Genomic DNA, 18,244 nt, shown 5'->3' with positions numbered 1-18,244 from the left:
TCAAATGATTATTTGACAAGCAATCTAATCAATCTTCAGGGTTAATATCTGTATAAATGCTGAACACTTGCGTCTCGATTTCATAGCATAATATTATTGTAGCGGAACTAACATCTAATAAAAAGCTCGATCCATTACAGTTTCGGCAAAATTATTAATCACGTACATCTAGTAAGCTCACTCACTTCCTAAGAACGCTTCACTTATTGGCTTTTGCCCGCTGAGAGGGTATCTTAGTAGTCCTGAATTCAATGTGCGAAATTCTTAAATAAATATTTAGGAAGCATTTATGTATGTACTAGATATTTCGGATGAAAACCATTAGCTTTAATCAAACTTTAATTCAGTTGCAGTTTTTGGCGCTTACAAACTCTTTTATATGAAGATTAGATATAGATCCTGCTTGTATTAAAACTTTGTCTTTAATTTCTCGACAATTGTTTGTTATCTTGTGGGTAAGTTGACTCTGTTTGAGCATGACAAGAGCAAATTACAGATATAAATTAAATTAAGTTCAAATTATATTTTTCGTCACATAAGTCAAGCAATTATGTCTCAATCTACAAAAACCAAATCAAGTTCTAACCTCAGCGAAGTAAAATTCATGCCTGCTGCGCCATCAGGAGTTGCTGCTACTGAAATTCGTCCTTGGGGTTCGTTTACTACCTTGGAAGAAGGAACAGGATATAAAATCAAGCGGATTGAAGTAAATCCTGGTCATCGTTTGAGTTTGCAAATGCATCATCATCGCAGTGAGCATTGGATTGTAGTTTCAGGTACAGCTAAAGTTACTTGTGGTGAACAGGTAATGATCTTAGGCAGTAATCAATCTACTTATGTTCCTCAATGTACCACCCATAGACTCGAAAATCCTGGGGTAATTAATTTGGTCTTAATTGAAGTCCAAAATGGCCAATATCTAGGAGAAGACGACATTATTCGCTTCAGTGATGATTATGCTCGCCAATAGTAGTCTTTTCGCCTAGTAACTAAACAACGTCAGCTTGTTTTGCACAACTAGCTTGACTATAAATATCTTGATTTTGATTAACTATAAGCGATCGCCGGCAAAAATTTTGTGTAGCATAACTTATATAGAGATAAATTAGTTAGAACAAGCGTTTTTATGGTTAAGATTAGTCCCGCGGCAGTAGCTGAAATTCAGCGCATCAAGCTGAATCGCAAGATTCCAGATGCTTACCTAAGACTTATTGTTAAGCCAGGTGGGTGTCTGGATTTTTTTTACGATTTGACCTTTGAATCTGAAGTAAAAATAAACGAGTCTCAGATCGCTCAAAGCGATCGCCGATTAGAAGTCAACGGAATTAACCTAGTAGTCGATTTTCAGTCTTGGAAACATGTCGAATTTTTACAACTAGATTATGCTGAAGACCTCATGGGAGGAGGATTTCGCTTCCACAATCCTCACCAGCCAAAAACTTGTGGCTGTGGTATTTCTTTTCCTAAATCTGCTTAAAAATTGACGCACTGGTTAAAATTAATCTATAATCGGAATTTGTCTGCTATTGTGCTATATCTTTTTGACATTAAGCAATTAAGGAGACTAAAAATCACACAAGCCAATAACTCATGCCCACTATTCAGCAGCTCATCCGTAGCGAAAGATCAAAGTTTCAAAAGAAAACTAAATCTCCCGCTCTTAAAGAATGCCCTCAACGTCGAGGAGTATGTACGAGAGTCTTTACCACCACACCTAAAAAGCCTAACTCGGCACTGAGAAAGGTAGCCAGGGTTCGTCTAACTTCAGGATTTGAGGTCACAGCATATATTCCTGGAATTGGACATAACTTGCAGGAACACTCTGTAGTTCTGATTCGAGGAGGTCGGGTTAAGGATCTTCCTGGGGTTAGATACCATATAGTGCGTGGTACTTTGGATACAACAGGAGTCAAAGATAGATCTCAAAGCCGTTCTAAATACGGAACCAAACGTCCTAAATCATAGGCAAAACTGACATTTTAAACTGTTGAAGTTAAACAGCTATGATACATCTATATTTTAAGAGTTGCCGTTAAAAATATGGTGTTTTTAGATAGCTAGCCAATGATGAGAGCTTCAGTCAGTAATAATGGTGGTGATACTTAATTAAGTATTTTCCACTCTCCTAACAGAACTAACTAAGCTAATCTAATCAGCTTTTGATCACAGATAATTCTGTTTATGATTGGTTGATTTCTTTAGAGCGATCGCTTTTAAGTATGCTAATGCGATCAATCTTGAAAGTAATTCATTCATATTTATATATTCTCTAACTTAAACCAACAAGCAAATGTCTCGTCGTTCTAGCAATAAAAAACGCCCCGTCCCCCCCGATCCCGTATACAATAGTCGTCTACTCAGCATGACTATTAGAAGAATCATGCGTAGTGGCAAGCAGTCTTTGGCAGCCCGCATCATTTATGATGCCATGGAAATTATCGGCGAAAGAACTGGAAATGCACCAATTGAAGTTTTTGAGCAAGCCATTAAGAATCTAACTCCTTTAGTAGAGGTTAAGGCACGCCGAGTTGGGGGAGCAACCTATCAAGTCCCAATGGAAGTAAGGCAGGGTAGAGGAACTACTTTAGCTTTACGCTGGTTAATTCAGTTTGCCCGCTCAAGAGGTGGACGTACCATGGCGACTAAGCTTGCCAGCGAAATCATGGATGCTGCCAATGAAACAGGTGGTGCAATGAAAAAAAGAGATGAGACTCATCGTATGGCAGAAGCAAACAAAGCTTTTGCTCACTATCGTTATTAAACATTAACTAGACAAGTCGCTGGCTGTTAATCATAAAGCTGCTGATGTCTAAATTTATGTAGCTAGTTATCTGTTAAAATTATTCAGCTTTAGCTATATTTTTTAGTCATCGGCACAATTGCTTCAAATTCAAATTTTATTTAAAACCTAGATTCTCAATTGGTCATTGTATTTTCAGCTAAATTGAAAAATCAGTTAAGACAAAATACTTAAGGAATTAATCTAAGACTGTCACCTTAATTATTGGATAAAAGTATAGAATTATAAATGGTGCTAAATATTGATACTTATTTAGCAGTTTCATCCTGCAAGATGCAAGGAGGTATTTGTGGGACGTAACATCCCTCTCGAGCGCGTACGAAATATTGGTATTGCAGCTCATATAGATGCGGGCAAAACAACAACAACAGAACGAATTCTTTTTTACACTGGCATCGCCTACAAAATGGGGGAGGTTCATGATGGTGCTGCCACAATGGACTGGATGCAGCAGGAACAGGAAAGAGGAATTACCATCACTGCCGCTGCTATCAGTACTAGCTGGAAAGACCACAAAATCAACATTATTGACACTCCTGGACACGTAGACTTTACGATTGAGGTGGAGCGCTCAATGCGGGTTCTTGATGGCGTAATCGCTGTTTTCTGCTCTGTTGGCGGTGTACAGCCTCAGTCTGAAACCGTATGGCGACAGGCAAATAGGTACAATGTGCCTAGAATCGCCTTCATCAACAAAATGGATCGCACCGGAGCCAACTTTTTTAAGGTTCATGAACAAATTAGAGAGCGACTTCAGGCAAATGCAGTGCCAATTCAAATTCCTATTGGTAACGAAGCTGAATTTACGGGGATTGTTGATCTAGTGCGGATGAAAGCGATCGTCTACAAAGATGATCTCGGCAAAGAAATTGAGGAAACCGATATTCCTGAACAGCTTCAGGCTCAAGCGCAAGAATATAGAGCTAAGTTAATCGAGTCTCTGGCAGAAATAAACGAGGCACTTCTCGAAAAGTTTATGCTGGAGGAGGAATTTAGCGAAGCTGAAATTAAGGCAGCAATTCGCCAGGGAACTATTGACAGTTCAATCATGCCGGTGTTGTGTGGCTCTGCTTTTAAAAATAAAGGAGTACAAGATTTATTAGATGCAGTAGTAGATTACTTACCTGCCCCTCCTGAAGTTCCAGCAATTACTGGTGAACTACCTAATGGAGAGCAAGCCGTCAGACATTCTGATGATGATGAGCCTTTTGCTGCATTAGCCTTCAAAATTGCTAGTGATAAATTTGGTCGTTTAACTTTTATTCGAGTATACTCAGGAGTTTTAGCAAAGGGAACTTACGTTTATAATTCGACCAAGCAAAAAAAAGAGCGGATTTCTCGCTTAGTAGTGCTGAAGTCCAATGAGCGCATTGAAGTAGATGAGCTTAGAGCAGGAGATTTGGGAGCAATAGTCGGTCTTAAGTTTGCAACTACAGGTGACACATTATGCGATGATGAAAATCCAATTATTTTAGAATCTCTATATGTTCCTGAGCCAGTAATTTCTGTGGCCGTTGAACCTCAAACTAAAAGTGATGTAGAAAAGCTATCGAAAGCTCTACAAACTCTTTCAGATGAGGATCCAACATTTCGCGTCAGCACCAACCCTGAAACTAATCAGACTGTGATCGCTGGAATGGGTGAACTTCACCTAGAAATCTTAGTCGATCGCATGTTGAGGGAGTTTAACGTTGAGGCTACTGTCGGTAAACCTCAAGTCGCGTATCGAGAAACGATTCGTCGCAGCGGGAAAGGAGTTGGCAAGTACATCAAGCAAAGCGGTGGCAAGGGTCAATATGGTCATGCCGTCTTAGAAGTAGAACCTGCCAAACCTGGTTCTGGATTTGAGTTTATTTCTAAAATTGTTGGTGGCACAATTCCCAAGGAATTTATCCCGCCGATTGAGCAAGGGGTGAAACAAACCTGCGAATCTGGTATCTTGTCAGGATATCCTTTGATAGATATCAAGGTGACGTTGGTTGATGGTTCGTACCACGATGTAGACTCTAACGAGATGGCTTTCAAGGTGGCTGGTTCTATGGCAGTTAGGGATGCGGTCAATCAGGCTGCTCCTGTGGTGTTGGAGCCAATGATGAAAGTTGAAGTCGAAGTTCCCGAAGATTATTTGGGGGATGTAATTGGTGACTTAAACTCTCGTCGAGGCAACATTGAAGGCATGAATTCTGACAGTGGCATAGCCAAAGTTGATGCTCAAGTTCCTTTGGCAAAAATGTTTGGTTATGCTACAGATATCCGTTCTAAAACCCAAGGACGAGGTATCTTCTCAATGGAGTTCAGCGAATATAGTGATGTTCCTCAAAATGAAGCTGAGGCAATTATCGCTAGAAATAAAGGGAACACTTTTGTTTAAATAAGGAAAAAATAAATTAATGGCACGCGCAAAGTTTGAACGTAATAAAGATCACGCTAATATTGGTACTGTAGGTCACGTAGACCATGGTAAAACTACTTTAACAGCAGCTATTACTCTAGCTTTGGCTGCTATGGGTGGTGCTAAAGCCAGAAACTACGAAGATATTGATGCGGCTCCTGAAGAAAAAGCTCGTGGGATCACAATTAATACTGCTCACGTTGAGTACGAAACTGAAAATCGCCACTATGCTCACGTAGACTGTCCTGGACACGCTGATTATGTTAAAAACATGATTACTGGTGCTGCTCAAATGGATGGCGGTATTTTGGTAGTATCTGCTGCTGATGGCCCAATGCCTCAAACTCGCGAACACATTCTATTGGCTAAACAAGTAGGTGTTCCTAGTTTGGTAGTTTTCATGAATAAAGAAGACCAAGTAGACGATGAGGAGCTACTAGAATTGGTTGAGCTGGAAATTCGTGAGCTATTGAGCGAATATGATTTCCCTGGTGACGATATTCCCATTGTTTCTGGTTCTGCTTTAAAAGCAGTGGAAGCTTTGGCTGCTAACCCTAAACTTCAAAAAGGAGAAGACAAGTGGGTTGACAAAATTCACGCTCTAATGGAGCAGGTTGATACCTATATCCCAACTCCAGAACGTGAAATCGATAAGCCTTTCTTGATGGCGGTAGAAGACGTATTCTCTATCACTGGTCGTGGTACTGTGGCAACTGGACGTATTGAACGGGGTGTTGTTAAAGTAGGTGAAACTATTGCCATTATTGGTATTAGAGATACCCGTACTGCTGCTGTAACTGGCGTAGAAATGTTCCAAAAAACTTTGGATCAAGGTATGGCGGGAGATAACGTTGGAGTGCTTCTTCGCGGTATTGCCAAAGAAGACATCGAGCGCGGTATGGTTTTGGCAAAACCTGGTTCTATTACTCCTCATACCGAGTTTGAAGGAGAAGTATACGTTCTAACCAAAGAAGAAGGTGGTCGTCACACTCCTTTCTTCAAAAACTACCGTCCTCAATTTTATGTTCGTACTACCGACGTAACTGGTACGATCACTGACTACACCTCTGATGATGGCAGCGCAGTAGAAATGGTAATGCCTGGCGATCGCATTAAAATGAGTGTGGAGTTAATCAACCCCATCGCGATCGAACAAGGAATGCGTTTTGCAATTCGCGAAGGTGGTCGCACTATTGGTGCTGGTGTAGTTTCTAAGATTATTAAGTAGTCTTAAGAACAACCTAATCCTGTGGGGAGAATATTGTTAGGGATTTACCCAGCTAAATCGCCGACATTGTTTTCTCCCCTACTTTGTGTGAGACAATAAAAATAGGCAGACAGTATCTTCTGCCAGCCTTGAGCTAAACATTTTATTCCGTACCTGTACCTCGACAATCAATCATGGCAACGATCCAACAACAGAAAATACGCATCCGCCTCAAAGCTTTTGACCAACGCTTACTGGATACATCTTGTGACAAGATAGTTGATACGGCAAATCGAACTAATGCTTCGGCAGTTGGTCCAATTCCTTTGCCAACTAAAAGAAAAATTTATTGTGTTTTGCGATCGCCTCACGTCGATAAAGACTCTCGCGAACACTTTGAAACTCGTACTCACCGTCGTATTATTGATATTTACAAACCTTCTTCTAAAACAATTGATGCCTTGATGAAGTTAGATTTACCTGCTGGTGTTGATATTGAAGTTAAGCTTTAAGCATACTTTTTAGATAGATATATAATTATTGTTTTCTTTGCCCTTTAGATTTGCTTCTAGAGGGTAATTTTGTAAATATAAAGTTAGAAAACCAAAATAAATAGCTAAATTTTGTAATTATGGAAAACAAGATTCAGCTAGAGACTGTTGAATTAACTCCTCAAGATTTTGATTTAGCTGCTGTTTTGTTAGCCGAGGCTTTTTATAATAATCCCTCTCATGAATACATTTTTGTCGATCCATCAACTAGGTTAAAATCGCTACGGTGGGGTTTAAAAGCTAACCTAAAACTCAATCTTTCTCCACCTATGCCTATTGGTCAAAGTTTTGCTTTAGTTGAATCCGATCAACCTCCTGGAATAAGACAAATTAAAGCAATGGCTTTTTGGCATCCTCCCGAATCTAGTTCTCTTGGTCTTATCGCTAAGGTTCGTTCAGGCTGGCTATTAGCACCTTTAAAAGTTGGTCGAGCAACATGTCAACGATTATCTGAAGTCATGACAGCAATTGATCAGATCAAAGAGCAAGTAGTAGCTCAAAAGCAAACATGGTATCTGAATAATATGGTGGTTGAGAGAAAATTAAGAGGAACAGGAATTGGCACACAACTTCTGTCTCAACAGTTGCAATCGAGAGTGATTCCTTCTGGTTTTCCAGCAATTTTAATGACTCAAAAAGAAATGAATGTTAGATTTTATCAAAAGTTAGGTTTTAAAATTGTCCATAAGTCAACCATAGGGATAGGTCAAAATGCCTTTATTAATTGGTGTTTAATCTTCGATGATCTTTGATTAATTTTTTTAATCGTATATTTGAGAAATATGTGAGCAAAAAATAGTTTAATAATAGAAGTTTATTAGGATTAAAAGTCAAGGATTTGTGAGTAGATACCTTCTGCTAAGAAATCAGCTAAAGTAGATAAGTAAGCAATAGTATCAAAAATAGCTAAAAATAAGTTTAGATGACATCTTCTTCCATCGCAGTTAGAGAACTACCCTTATTTCCTCTGCCTGAATTAGTATTGTTTCCTAGTCGTCCGTTACCGCTACATATATTTGAATATCGTTATCGGATTATGATGAATACGATTTTAGAACACGATCGCCGTTTTGGGGTCTTGTCCATCGATCCTGCTACAGGGAAGATTGCCGAATATGGCTGTTGTGCTGAAATTCTTCATTTCCAGAGACTGCCTGATGATCGCATGAAAATGCTCAGTTTTGGACAGCAAAGATTTAAGGTTTTAGAATACGTGCGCGAAAAGCCCTATCGCGTCGGTTTAGTCGAATGGATAGAGGATAAACCAGCTACAGAAGACCTTAATCCAATGGCAACAGAAGTCGAGGATTTACTACGAGATGTGGTGCATCTTTCTGCCAAATTAACCAGTCAAAAAATTGAACTTCCTGATGATCTACCTAGTTCTCCTACAGAGCTATCTTATTGGGTAGCAAGCAATTTATATGGCGTAGCCTCAGAACAGCAAGCTTTATTAGAAATGCAGGATACTCTAGAACGTTTACAAAGAGAGCATGAGATTTTAAGCTCCACCCGTAGTCATTTAGCAGCTAGAACAGCTTTAAAAGATGCTTTAGAGGATTAATCTAGACAGTTAATCTAGACAATGGAGTTAGATTTTTTTTTATCATCAAAACTATAGGCTGTAAAATGAACCTGGTTTAACCTGCTATTGGTAAGAGATTATAATTGCCAAACACTTTCAAAACTTCCGTACAGGCTGCTAAATCAGCCAAGGCATCTCGGATTTGTCGATCATGAGAGTTGCCTTCCAAATCGATGAAGAAAATATATTCGCCCAAAGAACGCTTCGTGGGGCGGGATTCAATTTTGCTCAGATTAATATTTCTACGAGCAAAGATTTCTAAAGCTTTAACCAATGCTCCTGGAGCATTGTGAGGCAAACTAAAGGCTAAAGCCAGATGACTACCGCGATCGCTAATTTGCGAACTGACAATCCAGAAACGAGTACAGTTATCTGGGCTATCTTTGATATCTGTTTCTAGTAATGGTATTTCGTATATTTTGGCTGCTCTAGGGGCAGAAATGACTGCCGCGGTTGGCTCGTTTTTAAGCAACTGAATTCCGTCTGTGGTGGATTTTGTCGGCACTAGCTGTACCTGAGGTAAATGGTTTTCTAGCCACTGCTGACATTGCGCTAAAGCTTGAGGATGAGAATAGACAGTTTTTAAATCTGTCAGTGAATCAGCATAGGATAATAAACCATGGCAAATTGGGAGCGTTAATTCTTGATGTACCTGTAGTTTAGGCGATCGCCAAAGAGTATCGAGAACAACTGTGACGCTACCTTCAATTGAGTTTTCAATCGGTACGACGGCTCGATCTGCTTCACCTCTAATTACAGACTGCATCGCCAAAGCAATACTAGGATGTGGATTTAAAGTAGCAGCTACTTGTTGGCTATCAGATAACCAGGCTGAATATGCCAAAGCAGCAGTTTCGGAATTAGTTCCTGTCGGACCAAGATAAGCAAGGGATAATTTCATCAAAACTAAAATTTATTACGACTAAAGTATTATTTGTTCATATAAAAAGAATATAGTCACGAAATGTAACTTAAAATTAATAAATAGTAAAAACATCAGCAGTTTCACACAATGTACGTTAGCTTTAACGCATCAGAATCCGTTCAAATATCGGTAGAAAACCAAGCAACGCCGATTCAACATTATCTACGTCAGCCTCAAAGACTAGTTCAGGCGATCGCCGATCCGCAGCTAATTAAACAGATGTCTGATGATTTGTACGAGCTAAAAATGAGACCAATTAACTTTATGGAGATTTACCATTTTCAGCCAATTGTCCAGCTTAAGGTTTGGTCTGGCTCGAAAAGTAGTGTCTATTTAAAGTCGGTAGGTTGTCAAATTAAAGGAATTGACTACATTAATGATCGTTTTAGCCTCAAGTTAAAAGGTGTCCTGTATCCTCATGAACACAATGGACAAACCACTTTAGAAGGACAAGCAGATTTAGAAGTAGGTGTTGAATTGCCTACAGCATTAATGTTTACACCTAAAACATTTTTAGAAAAGGCTGGGAATAAGTTGCTCAAGGGAGTTTTGGGCAAAATCAAGCAAAAATTAATGACTCAATTGGTACAGGACTATCTCAGATGGACATCACAGGAAGTCCAGCCTAAAGCAGAATCTGCTTCTAAATTAACTCCCGATTTGGGGTTTTGATAGAACAGAAGTTTTTCTATATAGCAATACCTACTCAAGTTAGGACATTTACTACCTACGAACAGTTAACTAAACTTATCCTAATCTGCGGCGGCTTTTGAGTGTGAATCTTCATACTCAAAACGCGCCGCTAACTTTTTACGGCTATGGTTATTTATTGGCAAGACTTAAAAGAGCGACGGTGTTCGGGGGTAATTCCCTGCTGGGCGATCGCCAAAAGATGTCTAGCAGTAGGATAACCTTTATTACAAGCCAAATCATATTCTGGATAATAATAAGCTAAGTCAGTTATTAGTTCATCCCGCCACACTTTCGCCAGAATACTCGCAGCAGCAATAACTGGCGAGCGCAAATCTCCTTTGATCACCGTTTTTTGCGTCATACTTAAATTAGGAATGGGAAAATTACCGTCTATTAGACAAATATCAGGAGTAACAGGTAAGTTTAGTACAGATCGCCTCATTGCCAATAGGGAAGCCTGTAAAATATTCAGTTTATCTATCTCTGCAACAGTAGCAAAGCTAATTTGCCAGCTTGTAACTAGATTTTGGATTGGTTGGATCAGTTTTTGCCGTTTTACAGGAGACAATTTTTTACTGTCTTTAACTCCTAAAGCAATTAGCTGAGGTATAGCCCAAAGTGGCAGCACAACTGCTGCTGCCACAACTGAACCAAATAAAGCACCCCTACCAACCTCATCTACCCCAGCAATCAAAGTATCTTGAGCCGTAAATTCTGCCAGTAAAGAACTATCAAAGTCAGATTTATTCATTAAATCTTTTGGATGAATAAAAGACGTTGGTGAATCTAGATATAATTTTTAAGATTTTTAGAGTACATTTAGTCACCAACGCCTTAAAATATTAACTTTTTTCTTTCTATACCTGTGCTTATTTAGGTAGCAGATGAACGACGACGACGGCGACGGCGAACATTTTTGGCATCAGGTTCTGTTTCAGACTCTTGTGTTTCAGGCTCAACTACTACCTCTAATAATGCTGGTTCAAGTTCCGCTAGCGCTTCTGGCTCAGTAAATAATTCAGACTCGATCGCATCAGGTTCAAGCTCAACTTTGACTTTAGGTTTTCTACCTCTAGTTTTGAGCTTTTTATTAGTTTTCAATTGTTCGATGTTACCATTGGTTGTCGCTGATTCTAAGTCATTTTCAGCTAGTTCTTCCCCTGGCTTTTTAACATAAACCAACACAGATTTAGGATCGGTAGCTGCTTGGTCAGCATACACTAACGGTGAAATCCCCATCAAGGCATATATTTCCTGTTCAAGATCGTTCATCTCGACAGTAACTTTTTCTAAACTAGCTTCATCTCGACGAGGCGATCGCGATCGCGACTTATGTTCTTCTTCATTATTATCTGCAATTGAGTCTAGATTTTCATCATTCGCTCTTGCTTCTTGTTCAATCAGCTCGTCTTTAATTAATAGATCATTACGACGGCTACGACGACGACGACGACCATTATTGTTGCCACCTTGTTCTTGATAGTTGGGATGATTAATTAAATCTGATGGCTGCTCATCATCGTCCTGTTCTATGTTTAGACTATTCTTAGTCGAGATAGTAATTTTTTCTGGTCTTTCTGTAGGAGCAGCAATTATGGGGCGAATAGTAGTTACTGGTTCGCGAATTGCCAGAGGGGTTGTAACGGGAACTGTTTCGAGAGCTTCGGCTTCTTGTTTCCCTGGTAGATAAGCTATTTGACCCAAACCACCGCAGGTATGACAAGTCTGACCAAATAGTTCATAAATATTTTTACCCTGGCGCTTGCGAGTTAGCTCGACTAAGCCAAGTTCGGAAAGTTGCGCGATTTGAGGACGTGCTTTATCTCCTTTAAGACTATTATTAAAATGTTCTAGCAGTTTGATTTTGTCTCGATGGGAATCCATATCGATAAAGTCGACAACAATTACTCCACCAATATTTCTTAGGCGTAATTGACGAGCAATTTCTGTAGCAGCTTCAGTATTAGTCCATAGCACTGTTTCCCTGGCAGTTGCTGAACGGGTAAACGAGCCAGAATTGACATCAATTACCGTTAAAGCCTCCGTTGGCTCAATGATAATATATCCTCCAGAAGGTAGTTCTACTCTGGGTTTTAAGGCTTCTCTAATAGCAGCATTGACACGGTAGTAATCGAGAATCTCAGCCGATTCTCGATGATAATCAATAAATACACCTTGGGGAGAACGTCCGCTACTCCAATTTGCTAACTGCTGTTTGATTCTTTTGACTCCCGATGAGGAATCAATCATAATCGTATTAACTTCGGCTGAGTAAGTGTCTCTCAGCACACGCTGGATAAAATCATCATCGCGATTAAGCAAGACTGGGGGTTTTGCATAGTTAGCCTGATACTGAATTGTTTCCCACTGTTTTTGCAAAAATTCCAAATCTTCCATAATGGCTTCTTCGGCTTTGCCATCGGCTTCAGTTCTAATCAATAAGCCCATCCCAGGTGGCTTAATCAGAATTGCCAAGGCACGTAGACGACTACGCTCATTTTCATTAGAAATACGACGAGATAGCTTAACTCCTTTACCATAGGGCATTAAGACTAAATAACGCCCTGGCAGGGTGATATTCCCCGTAAGTCGAGGTCCTTTGTTGCCAGTCGGCTCTTTCATCACCTGAACTAAAGCTTTTTGTTGCGGAGACAGTAGTTCAGTAATTGCGGCGGCACTTCTTTTGAGACGTAAAGGGCCTAAATCTGTAACATGAATGAAGCCATTGCGCTCACTGTTACCAATATTAACAAAAGCAGCATCAATACCAGGAATAACATTTTCTACCGTACCTAGATAAATGTCGCTTACCTGCTGATGACCCGTAGCTACGATTAACTCTTGAATTTGTTCTTCCCAGAAAACAGCCGCTATATGGTGTTGTTCTGCAATAATGATCTGTTTTGGCATTAATTTTCCTCAAAAATTCTGATGGGCTAATTATCAATAAGCCTGTTCTAAAACCACACAATCCATTGATTGAGAAATGGTTAATTATTTATCTTAGTAATATTGATCGAAGCAAAAAAGTTCAAAATAGCTTACCTGGCATAGACTGCTTCAAAAACAGTCTATCAACATCGTAGTTTAGCCAATTAATAACTGCTGCAAAGTGTTGCTGAATAATATTTATTTGAGCATCTTTGCGAATAATTCAGCTATTTATTTTTAAATACAGAACTTTAGTTCTGCTAATTTATTCTCCTCAAAAATACTGACAAACTAAATATTTTGGTTTAGAAGCAGTAAAGGGTTTTGCCCTAGCTCTTAGCGTATGGCAGAAAAAGTTTTGACTTTTCCTGATTGTAGACCACTGAAACTTTGTTCGGTGGGGACATGTTTTCCCTATAGCTATAAGCTATTTGCGAAGCTTATCCTTGAGGAAAAGCGTTCAGGCTCAAAGCTAATAGCTTTTTTTGGTAACAACGAATATCTAAAGTGCTAGATGAATTAAAAACAGCTTTAAACACTGCTATTTCCTTAACCCTTATCCTATTGATTAGGTTTGATACTATAATTCGATTCTCAACACGGTGATTAGACAAGGGTGAGAAACCTCCGCGTCCCTCACCATCAAAGTGAACTTTTTAGGAGGGAGTTTTAACGAAGTTCAAAACCTTCTGCCCTCTTTCCTCTGCCCTCTGCCTTCACACGACTTTTAAATGGTGTACCTCAACAGGATTTAGTCTTAGACCATGCTATTAGATGAAATAAAAGCATACAGACAAAAATAATTATAGTTAATTCTTGCAGACTAAATGCGGACACAGATGTTTGTGACTTCAAGCATCAAAGTTTAATTTGATTTTGCCTAACCGTTTCAGACAATCCATTAAATTAGTTATTTTAGTTCTCGACCAGTGAAAGCAATGCTTTTAGGTTGCGTCTGGGGACGCTAGAGTTTCAATAATTAATGGTGTTGAAATTAGCCGGGCGGGGTATGCATATAGTCCAATCTTTGAAATTTATTACTAAACCTACTATCGGTTTAGTTTCATGAGCAGAGCCTTGATTATGCAATTAAACAATGGAGTCTCAACAAATGGAATAATAACAGCTTACAACGCATGTTTTAACACACTGTCAAAACTAAGCCGATTAATGTCTTTATAGGAATCCAGCGGATTTTATTTGCTTTAAACGACACTTAGCTTAACTGCCTCTAAAGGCTAATCCAGTTAAATTTATTTTCTTTTGACTACTATTATTGCGCGATCGCTAAATTACTGAGAAGTTATACTACCAAATATTAACCTGAATATAACCTTGAAGAATAATCTTTGACAAGATAGTCAATCTTTTCTTAAAGCCACATAGCTTAGTATAGCTGTAAACTAGGCTGGTTTGAATGATTGTTAAATTTTGGTTATTTCTTGCTTTATTATATCTGCGATCTGCTCCGCTGCACCAGTTTGTCCTCTAACAACATTCAGGCGATCGCTCATAATCTTCAGTTGATCGGGATGCTTTAGATAATCGAGAACTAATTGAGCCACTGTTTCTGGTTCTAACTTGCCCACTAATTCTGGGACAATTTCTGTTCCTGCCCAAATATTTGGCCAAGCAAACAAGCGACCTTGCCTTAGTACCAGCCAATTGATCCCTTTGGCAAATACTGTTCCTATTCCTGGTAGGTTAGCCAAAATGCCAGGAAGTCCATCCCAAGAGCGCATAGCATCAAGCTGTTGAGTTGGTAGTAAAACAATCATCGGAACTCGCAGCGCAGTTAATTCAGCAGTATTAGCACCCACGGTAGTTAGACACAGTTGACAGTCAACTATGGTTTGGTAAGCAGGAAACTCAGTGACAAGCTCAATTTTTGTTCCTCCAGAAGTTATGAGATAAGGTGGCTGAGGGGTTGAGTAAACTAGCTCTGCTGTGACATTCCCTAAAGATGGGATCAAATCATTGTGTTGCCGACTTGCATAGTTGCTTAAAGTAACTAGATCTAAAGTGGGTGCAACAGGAATCATAAATTTAGTTTGCGGTAGCTGCTGCTGAATTTCCTCAGCGATCGCCAAACATAAAGGAACTCCTTGAGACAGCTTGGCTGGCTTTGAGCCGACGAATAAACCTACTAAAAAAGCTGACGTGAGATTAGGATTAGATTTGGATTTGGATTTTACCTCTAACGCTACGTCTGCCATCAAATCTCCTACTAAAGAAAACTTATATCGATAGGATTTTGGTACTTGAGCGATCGCCTTTTGATTCATAGCAGCAAAGCGATCCACAAAACGATACCAGCGAGCATCCCATTCTGTATAGATTAGGCTGGAGTAGCCTAGACGCCTACTAATAGCTACGGTATAAAACTGATCTCCTCCCAAGAAAACCACTATGCCACGCTGATGCCATTGCCAATTATCTTTGGTTTTACCCCACAGTAAAAAAGACCAAAATTCAGTAGCAGGTAAGACTCGATCTACTGCTGGATAGCTAGAGGCGATCTCCGCTTCTTTACCCGTACTATGGGGACAGGGAGACAACAGCACTGAAATCCTTATGATTGCTCGATCTTCAAAAACCCGCTCTAAAGCTTTAACCACAGGACGTACCCATGTCGTCACCTCTCCAGGAGCATTAGACAAAATTACAATATCAGTTGGTTGCATTTAGCCGATCCAAATTAGCTGAGTTTAAATCACTTTATTTAGCTCATTGTTCATTGTTCGTCACTTCATAAACAAATTTCAAAGTCGCCCAGCTATTTACGTCGAAAGCATAGACATCTTCATTAGGTAACAGCTTGGTTTCAACCGAACTATTATTATGTAGATCCTGCATTAAAGCGTTAACTACGGTGATGGGATTAGTCACATTCAGCACCTGTGGTTGGTCTAGTTTGAAGTTTTGCTGGTTGGCAAAAGCTTTCAAGGTTTTGCTAAAAGGTTGAACCGACAGGACAACATAGAGAGTATTAATTCCTGGTGATTCAGAAACCTTCCATTTCCAAGAATCTTCAGGAGGAGGAAGAACTAATTCTCCTTGAGGAGCGATCGCCATTTCTTCAAGCTGAACAACCCCATCAACAGTCGTGGATTGTGCTGGAGTATACAGAGCATAGATATTGCAGTGGGAATCAGTACCCAAGATTAGGGTATAAAGTTGGCGATCGTCTGTATTTCCCAGATTAATTCTAATTTCAGTGCCTTTAGCTATGATTGGTAAGTTATTAGCTGCTTCAATTGCAGTATCGGCAAACAGCTTTTTTTTGGGCGATGGAAGAGTATCTAGGGCTACTAAGGTCGATCTTTGCCAGAGCGGGGATTTTATTTCTGGGGTGAGTAGGGTGGCACTAGCCTTAATTAGCGAAGAAAACTCATTACTAGTTAACTCTAGCCACTTTGCCGCCAGCAAATTATTAAACTGAGGTTGCAGACGATCAATCGCCACTTTCACTGCCTCTTCTTCTGCCCCCATAGTTTCGCCAATCAAATCTCCTCCCGCGGTGTACAGACCATAAGCAAAGGGTTGATTATTCTTGTCTGAATTGGTCGTAACTGGCTCTAGCGTGCTAAAAACCTTACCAATAACACAGTCAGCATTTTGTTCTTTAGCAACTACCGCCGAATTAATCGCTGGAATATTGGCTAGGGCGCTCGTGGCATCAACCCTCTCAACTCGGTTTAAATCTGCATCTAAGGCTAACTTCAAGCTCAAATTGCGATTTAGCATCCGAATCGATTCCTGCACTAACTGTCCTATCTTAAGTGGTTCTATCAGGGCTAGAGGTTCGACTTTAGCAATCAAGCCTGCTTTAGATTTGACTTGAAGCGGTGCTGAATTTTCAGCGGAAGGCACTAAGTTAAAGCAGGAATTAACCCCATAGCTATTAATGACATTGGCAGGTAAACCTAATAACTTGATTTCGGCACGATTGTTTTTGTCTACTTTGCTGATAATTCCCGCAGCATTAGGGGCATCACTCAAGCCAAAATAATAGGCGATCGCCGATTTATCTGGATTATTTAGAGTTGGCTCTTGTCTCCTCCCCATCACCTGTTCGACGGTTTCTGCGGTTCTCCCTATTGCCACCTGTACTTTACTACTAGGAGTAATCTGCCATAAATGTTGAGTTAATGCTTGAGTAAACAGCCCAGCACTGAAACCATCCCAATGTCTTTCCACCGCTACTTGGTTATCATGAGCAGCAGATAGCACTATTCCAGGGAGAGAAAGCGATCGCTTACTAGGCTTTAATCCCTTGTCAGCAAAATCATGCTGTAGCTGCGCTAGAAAAGCCAGCTCTTGAGAACCAGGACTGTCGGCTGTCGCGGAGAGGGAGCGAACTTGAAAACTGCCATGTTTACTGCGAGGAGTTTGGTTGAAACTAGTATCTAAAACAAAAGTGCATTTAGGGGTAGATAAGGTTTGCGCCAAGACTAGAAGAGTCTCCTGGAGGATACTGTTGGCAATCAGATTTTTCTTGGTAGACGACAGTCCATCTACGGGAATCAAGCTGTTAGCTAAACGAAAACCATCTCTGGCAATTTCTGTTGTTTCTAATGTTTCCTCTTTAGAAGCTAAAGGCATTTTAACCTGACCTCCATACCCGCTAAAGTGGAACACCACTACGTCATCTGGTTGCGCCTGTTGGGTTAGATGCTCCAGAAAAGCCGTTTCGATATTTTCTCTGGTGGCTTGGCGATCGCTCAAAGTTAAAATATCGCTAGCATTAAAGCCAAAACGATGGATCAGTAATTCTTTTTGTAGCTCCACGTCCATTAAGCAGCCCGCTAAATGATCCTGAGCCGTATATTGATTAATGCCAATTAGTAAAGCTAGTTTACGATTGGTCGGTTGTGCTAGAGTCTGCTGGTATTTGAGTAAGGCTGTCAGACGGTTATGATTACCAAGAGAAGAAATCCCCGCTTCGGTTGCTCCCCAGGTAAATAAAGCCAGTCCAGCCTGCTGTAGAAAAGTTCGGCGGTCAAGTCCCATATTAGCTATTAGCGTTGAGAAATCTGCGATTAGCCTATCAATTGATAACTGCTAAATATTATCTGAAATGCCAAGGTTACAGGCCAATATAGATATATTTCAATTCAATCTTGCAGACCTGTAACCAATTATAGTATTTCACTTCGA

At 40.0% G+C, this 18,244-nt stretch carries 15 protein-coding genes; 10 read left to right on the top strand and 5 right to left on the bottom strand.

Annotated features, from left to right (window positions below):
• Positions 1-550: 550 nt before the first annotated feature.
• From C7B62_RS02410 to C7B62_RS02370, 9 genes are all read left to right on the top strand, one after another.
• A complete protein-coding gene (locus tag C7B62_RS02410) occupies positions 551-970 on the top strand; it encodes a phosphomannose isomerase type II C-terminal cupin domain (protein WP_106233016.1) in 420 nt (139 codons plus the stop codon).
• Positions 971-1,126: 156 nt separating this feature from the next.
• Positions 1,127-1,477: an iron-sulfur cluster assembly accessory protein gene (locus tag C7B62_RS02405; RefSeq protein ID WP_106233015.1), complete on the top strand. Its 351-nt coding sequence runs from the start codon at positions 1,127-1,129 to the stop codon at positions 1,475-1,477.
• 113 nt (positions 1,478-1,590) lie between these two features.
• Positions 1,591-1,965, top strand: a complete 375-nt coding sequence (rpsL, locus tag C7B62_RS02400) for a 30S ribosomal protein S12 (protein ID WP_106233014.1) — start codon at positions 1,591-1,593, stop codon at positions 1,963-1,965.
• A gap of 325 nt (positions 1,966-2,290) precedes the next feature.
• Positions 2,291-2,761 carry a 30S ribosomal protein S7 gene (gene rpsG, locus C7B62_RS02395; RefSeq protein ID WP_106233013.1) on the top strand — a complete coding sequence of 157 codons (471 nt, stop codon included), beginning with the start codon at positions 2,291-2,293 and terminating at the stop codon, positions 2,759-2,761.
• Positions 2,762-3,089: 328 nt separating this feature from the next.
• A complete protein-coding gene (gene fusA / locus C7B62_RS02390; RefSeq protein ID WP_106233012.1) occupies positions 3,090-5,171 on the top strand; it encodes an elongation factor G in 2,082 nt (693 codons plus the stop codon).
• A 19-nt stretch (positions 5,172-5,190) separates the two neighbouring features.
• Positions 5,191-6,420, top strand: coding sequence for an elongation factor Tu (tuf, locus tag C7B62_RS02385; RefSeq protein ID WP_106233011.1), 1,230 nt, complete (start codon positions 5,191-5,193; stop codon positions 6,418-6,420).
• Positions 6,421-6,593: 173 nt separating this feature from the next.
• Positions 6,594-6,911: a 30S ribosomal protein S10 gene (gene rpsJ / locus C7B62_RS02380; protein WP_106233010.1), complete on the top strand. Its 318-nt coding sequence runs from the start codon at positions 6,594-6,596 to the stop codon at positions 6,909-6,911.
• A gap of 119 nt (positions 6,912-7,030) precedes the next feature.
• Positions 7,031-7,702, top strand: a complete 672-nt coding sequence (locus tag C7B62_RS02375) for an N-acetyltransferase (RefSeq protein ID WP_106233009.1) — start codon at positions 7,031-7,033, stop codon at positions 7,700-7,702.
• A gap of 170 nt (positions 7,703-7,872) precedes the next feature.
• Positions 7,873-8,514 (top strand): LON peptidase substrate-binding domain-containing protein, encoded by a 642-nt coding sequence (locus C7B62_RS02370; protein ID WP_106233008.1) that lies wholly within the window; start codon positions 7,873-7,875, stop codon positions 8,512-8,514.
• Between the two features lie 76 nt (positions 8,515-8,590).
• Here C7B62_RS02370 and pheA read toward each other — a convergent pair whose 3' ends face one another.
• Positions 8,591-9,436 (bottom strand): prephenate dehydratase, encoded by an 846-nt coding sequence (pheA, locus tag C7B62_RS02365; protein WP_106233007.1) that lies wholly within the window; start codon positions 9,434-9,436, stop codon positions 8,591-8,593.
• A 111-nt stretch (positions 9,437-9,547) separates the two neighbouring features.
• On the opposite strand from pheA, the gene C7B62_RS02360 reads away from it, so the two are divergent.
• Positions 9,548-10,132, top strand: a complete 585-nt coding sequence (locus tag C7B62_RS02360) for a DUF1997 domain-containing protein (RefSeq protein ID WP_106233006.1) — start codon at positions 9,548-9,550, stop codon at positions 10,130-10,132.
• 154 nt (positions 10,133-10,286) lie between these two features.
• Here C7B62_RS02360 and C7B62_RS02355 read toward each other — a convergent pair whose 3' ends face one another.
• The 4 genes from C7B62_RS02355 to C7B62_RS02340 form a co-directional block, all read right to left on the bottom strand.
• Complete coding sequence (locus C7B62_RS02355) at positions 10,287-10,904, bottom strand: ribonuclease HII (protein WP_106233005.1); 618 nt, start codon at positions 10,902-10,904, stop codon at positions 10,287-10,289.
• 122 nt (positions 10,905-11,026) lie between these two features.
• Positions 11,027-13,063: an Rne/Rng family ribonuclease gene (locus C7B62_RS02350; protein WP_106233004.1), complete on the bottom strand. Its 2,037-nt coding sequence runs from the start codon at positions 13,061-13,063 to the stop codon at positions 11,027-11,029.
• 1,445 nt (positions 13,064-14,508) lie between these two features.
• Complete coding sequence (locus tag C7B62_RS02345; protein ID WP_106233003.1) at positions 14,509-15,768, bottom strand: lipid-A-disaccharide synthase; 1,260 nt, start codon at positions 15,766-15,768, stop codon at positions 14,509-14,511.
• Positions 15,769-15,811: 43 nt separating this feature from the next.
• A complete protein-coding gene (locus tag C7B62_RS02340) occupies positions 15,812-18,097 on the bottom strand; it encodes a caspase family protein (protein WP_106233002.1) in 2,286 nt (761 codons plus the stop codon).
• Positions 18,098-18,244 lie beyond the last annotated feature (147 nt).

Origin of the sequence: Pleurocapsa sp. CCALA 161 (assembly GCF_003003995.1) — a bacterium.
Classification (GTDB): domain Bacteria; phylum Cyanobacteriota; class Cyanobacteriia; order Cyanobacteriales; family Xenococcaceae; genus Waterburya.
This window is presented reverse-complemented; position numbering and strand designations above follow the sequence as displayed.